The 4,890-nt window shown below is 35.3% G+C and carries 4 protein-coding genes; all 4 read left to right on the top strand.

Going from position 1 to position 4,890, the window contains the following annotated elements; translation table 11 throughout:
* Positions 1 to 21: 21 nt before the first annotated feature.
* The 4 genes from AB1414_15620 (at position 22) to dprA (ending at position 4,062) form a co-directional block, all read left to right on the top strand.
* Positions 22 to 195, top strand: a complete 174-nt coding sequence (locus AB1414_15620; protein MEW6608848.1) for a hypothetical protein — start codon at positions 22 to 24, stop codon at positions 193 to 195.
* A 33-nt stretch (positions 196 to 228) separates the two neighbouring features.
* Positions 229 to 2,196 carry a bifunctional (p)ppGpp synthetase/guanosine-3',5'-bis(diphosphate) 3'-pyrophosphohydrolase gene (locus tag AB1414_15615; protein ID MEW6608847.1) on the top strand — a complete coding sequence of 656 codons (1,968 nt, stop codon included), beginning with the start codon at positions 229 to 231 and terminating at the stop codon, positions 2,194 to 2,196.
* 262 nt (positions 2,197 to 2,458) lie between these two features.
* Complete coding sequence (locus AB1414_15610) at positions 2,459 to 2,782, top strand: hypothetical protein (protein MEW6608846.1); 324 nt, start codon at positions 2,459 to 2,461, stop codon at positions 2,780 to 2,782.
* 176 nt (positions 2,783 to 2,958) lie between these two features.
* The gene (dprA, locus tag AB1414_15605; protein MEW6608845.1) at positions 2,959 to 4,062 is read left to right on the top strand and encodes a DNA-processing protein DprA; all 1,104 of its coding nucleotides are present in this window, start codon (positions 2,959 to 2,961) and stop codon (positions 4,060 to 4,062) included.
* Positions 4,063 to 4,890: the final 828 nt, after the last annotated feature.

The raw sequence follows: 4,890 nt of genomic DNA, 5'->3' as shown, positions 1-4,890 counted from the left end.
AGTAGAAACTAATAGAAATTTATGGAAATTTGTTGTTTTCCACAATCAATTTCTACCTATTTCTATAAATTTCAATCTATTTCTATTATCTTATCTCCATATCACTCTTATCTCCTTATCCCCTTTTTTACACTTTTGATATATAGCCTGAACGGTTACAATTTTTTTGATTCAAATAAAGGTATTGGGAATTAAATACTATTTAACCAATTACCAATTACCATTACCATGTATGAAGAAATGACCTTTGAGAAATTAATGAAATTAATATTAAGTTATAACCCAAAGGCAGATACTAAATTACTTGAACGGGCTTATGAAATAGCAAATATGGCTCACGAAGGCCAGGTAAGGCTTTCAGGTGAACCATTCATTACGCATCCTTTATGGGTAGCTTATATCCTGGCAGGACTTAAATTAGACACAGAGACGATTATCGCCGCTCTTTTACATGATTTGTTGGAAGATACTACTTTCCCGGTTAATAGAATTAAAGAAGAATTTGGGGAAGATATTTTTTTATTAATTGATGGGGTATCGAAAATCAAAAAACTTACTCATCCCCACAAAGTTGTTCAACAGGCTGAAAACCTACGAAAAATGCTTCTGGCAACCGCAAAAGATGTTCGGGTTCTATTGATTAAATTAGCGGATAGACTTCATAATATGCGGACAATAAAATTTTTACCACAAGAGGATAAAAAACTTATTGTGGCTCAAGAAACTCAGGAAATTTATGCCCCATTGGCTAATAGATTGGGTATTGGTAGATTAAGATGGGAATTGGAAGATTTATCCTTTGAATGTCTAAATCCAGAGGCTTATCGAGAAATAGCAAAAAAGATGACCGAAAAAAGAGAAAATAGAGAAATCTATCTTGAAAAGATTGAAAAAGAATTAACCTCAAAATTTAAAGAGGTAGGAATATCAGTTGATATTCAAAGTCGAGCAAAACATTTCTACTCAATTTATCTTAAAATGAAATCTCAAAATAAACCACTGGATGGAATATATGATACCTTAGGTATTCGGATTATTACTAATGATGAAAATGATTGCTATGGAGCACTGGGGATAATTCATTCACTCTGGAAACCTATTCCTGGAAGGATTAAAGACTATATTGCTGACCCTAAATCAAATGGCTATCGTTCATTACATACTACGGTTATAGGAACAGATGGAAAACCATTAGAAGTTCAGATTAGAACTAAAGAGATGGATATTATTGCTAAAGAGGGAATTGCCGCTCACTGGCATTATAAAGAGGACGGGGGACAAGGAAAGTTTGATACAAAATTAAATGAGAGATTAAAATGGGCAAGAAGGTTTATCGAGGCATACCAGGATTTATCTGACCCAAAAGACTTTATGGAACACTTTAAATTAGACCTATTTAGCGATGAGGTTTTTATCTTTACACCCAAAGGTCATGTAAAAAAACTACCGCTGGGCTCGACACCAATTGATTTTGCCTATGCTGTTCATACAGACATTGGAGACCATTGTCTTGGAGCCAAGGCAGGAGATAAGATTGTTCCACTTGATTATAAACTTAAAAGTGGAGATATAATCGAGATAATTACTTCGACCAAAGTTAAACCTCATCAAGATTGGTTACAGATTGTCCGAACTTCTAAAGCTAAAAGTCGAATAAGACAATTTCTGAAAAGTGATGAGGAAGAAAAACCTACGCATAAAGAAACTAAAGTAGAGTCACATCCGACAACTCATCTGAAAACTCATAAATCCTCAACTCCAAAAATAAAAATTAGTGGAGTAAATGGATTGGAGGTTAATTTTTCAAAATGCTGTAATCCAATTCCAGGGGATAAAATCGTTGGTTACATTACCAAAGGGCACGGCGTATCGATTCATCGAGCGATATGCCCAAATATTCAATCAAAATCTATTGATTCAACATATAAGATTGATGTCGCATGGGAAATTGAAAAGCAGGGTTTGTATGAAATAGGAATTTATGCCAGAGCATTCCCAAGAAAAAATTTACTTAATGATATGACGAGTGCAATCAACACGACACAAGGTTCAATTAATTCTACCTGGACCGAAGTAGAAAGTAACGGCACAACTAAATATGGTTTTAATATCCTTATTAATGAAAAATCTCATCTCCAGAATATTATTAAACAACTAAAGCAAATTCAAGGAGTTACAGAAGTTTATCGGGGATGAGATGTAAAGTATATTTACTAATATGCCGATATAATAAATATAGTAACTATTTACCCAAATGAAGTGCAAGGTAATCGGTAATCAGGTAATCGGTAATCGGTAACAACCAATTGATCTTTTCCCTTTACCGATAACCTGATGACCGATAACTGATTACCTGAATTTCACTTCAGATGGCTAAAATGTTACTAAATATAGTGCTTTGTTGTACGCTTTGTCAAACAATTGGCAAAGGTAGTGTCAAATAAAGGGAGAGGAAAAAATGATTGATGATTGGGGGATTAATGTTAAAGTAGAAGCAGAATTAGTTAAATCGTGGATTGATACGAGAAGGATTGATTTTTCTACGATTAATGGATTTGTTCATATCCGTGGGGTGATGGAATTCCAATTAGACATTTTTGTTAATCCAGATGACCCGGAATATTTTGCTAAACGGGCAGAGGTAGAAGCAAGTAAATTAAAAAGACTTGAATCACACCTGAAAAGGATAGCGGGTGTCCGAGGTGTGCGATTGGAATTAGAGAATTGGGTTAAAATGGGTGATAGATGGGTGCGGAAAAAAATACCAGGTAAAGAAACATAGTCACTATTTACTCATCTGAAGTGAAATGGATATGAACCTGCGACTCACAAATGACGATGAAAATAGTGGTAGGAGATAGAAGGTAGGAGGTAAGGAGATAAGCGTGAGGCGTGATGTTTTCTTTACTTTCTACTTTCTACTCTCTACTTTCTACTTCCTATTTTCAGGAGATAATTATGAATAACACAGATATAAAATCATGGATTAGATTAAATATGATTAAAGGCATAGGACCGATGAGATTTGCTACCTTGCTGAAACATTTTGGAAGCCCTCAAGAAATCCTGTCGGCTAATGTTTCAAGTTTAAGCCAGGTAAAAGGAATTGGAAATCAGATAGCTACTTCCATCGTTGAACAAAAAGATAAAGTGGAAATAAACCGCGAACTTGAAAAGATTGAAAAAGAAGGGGTAAATATTTTAACCTTAAATAGTGAGGAATATCCTAAAAACTTAAAATCTATCTATGACCCACCACCAGTTCTTTATGTTAAGGGTGAAATGAGAACACAAGATAGGTTGGCGATTGCGATGGTTGGGTCTCGAGCCGCAACTACTTATGGAAAAACAATCGCTTACCGACTTGCTCAAGAATTAGTTCAATCTGGATTTACGATAGTCAGCGGATTGGCACGAGGAATTGATGTTGCCTCTCATCGTGGTGCAATTGAGACTAAAGGAAGGACAATTGCGGTTTTAGGTTGCGGCATAGATATAATCTATCCGCTTGAAAATAAAAGTCTGTTTTATGAGATTGTAAATCAGGGGGCGGTTGTAAGTGAATTTCCATTTGGCACACCACCAGAAAAGTTTAATTTCCCACAACGCAATCGGATAATCAGTGGTTTATCACTGGGCACGGTTATTGTTGAAGCACCTATACGAAGTGGGGCATTGATTACCGCAGATTGCGCCTTAGAGCAAAATCGCGAGGTATTTGCTGTCCCCGGACATATAGAAAGTAGATTAAGCAAAGGGACTCATCAATTAATCAAACAAGGGGCTAAATTAACGGAATCAGCACAGGATATAATTGAAGAACTTGAATTATTTACAGACGCATTAAAAAAAATTCCGGAAATTAAAAAAAACAATGAAATAAAACTCTCAAAAGATGAAGAAAAAATATACCAGTTACTTTCTCCCGCAGAACCTCAATATATTGATACTATCTCTTCTTCCTCTCAAATGACTGCATCCCAGGTAGCCGCTCTTTTAATTCAACTTGAAATTAAAGGTTTAATTAAACAATTAATTGGTAAAAGATTTGTGCGATGTTAAATTGATGTAATTATTTGTAACCGTTCAGCCACAGAGGCATAGAGTTCACAGAGAATTAGAGAAATTAGCCACAAATGGATACGAATTAACCTGTGACATTCGATAAATGTAGTGCGAACCTTTAGGTTCGCTTTCCTGCTTGCCAGAAGCGAGGCTAAAGCCTCGCACTACAAATCTTTTTATTCTTCTGCTGTTTTTTCCTGACTCTACTATCCACTACAACGGTTTTTGGTTTTACGCTTTTAGTTTTAAGTTTTTCAGAGAATTTGCAAACTTGCCAAAGTTCAGTAAAATTATCTCTTTCCTTTCAGCGTTAAAATACTTGAAGCAAAGATATTACCAAATTCCTCCAACTCTTTGAGAAACCCTGCTGCTTCCTCTTTGAAATTTGATTTGTAATTTTGCATTTTGATATTTGATATTTGATATTTATTTGTTGTCTCCCTCAAATCCTATTTTGCAGAACCCTATACACTATTTTAACCCTTATGCTAGTGTTGAGTAAGTTTTGCACGGGGTATCATCAGATTTCATAATCTGCAAACGGATAATTGGTAACTGGTAATTGGTAATTGGTAACTGGTAATTGGTAATTGGTAATTGGTAATTGGTTAAATAGTTTCGTCCTGAGCTCAGCCGGTAATCCCTCAGTTATCAGTGGTAAAAACTAAATAGAAATTTTCTCTCGCAAAGACGCAAAGTTCGCAAAGATTATAATTTATTCCTTTGCGTTCTTTGCGCCTTAGCGAGAAATTTAATCTTTATGCCTTTCTCCCACCAATACTGACCGATTACCTCAGCCGAACGGTATTTAATTACCAGTTACCA

Source organism: bacterium (assembly GCA_040755795.1).
GTDB lineage: Bacteria > UBA9089 > CG2-30-40-21 > CG2-30-40-21 > SBAY01 > JBFLXS01.
Note: the sequence above shows the minus strand (reverse complement) of the source record. Positions and strands in the feature narration are given on the sequence as shown.

Bases quoted from the DNA above. Each gene is read 5' to 3' on its own strand.
- AB1414_15620 (MEW6608848.1), top strand. From the start codon at position 22: ATGGAAATTTGTTGTTTTCCACAATCAATTTCTACCTATTTCTATAAA.
- AB1414_15615 (MEW6608847.1), top strand. From the start codon at position 229: ATGTATGAAGAAATGACCTTTGAGAAATTAATGAAATTAATATTAAGT.
- AB1414_15610 (MEW6608846.1), top strand. From the start codon at position 2,459: ATGATTGATGATTGGGGGATTAATGTTAAAGTAGAAGCAGAATTAGTT.
- dprA (MEW6608845.1), top strand. From the start codon at position 2,959: ATGAATAACACAGATATAAAATCATGGATTAGATTAAATATGATTAAA.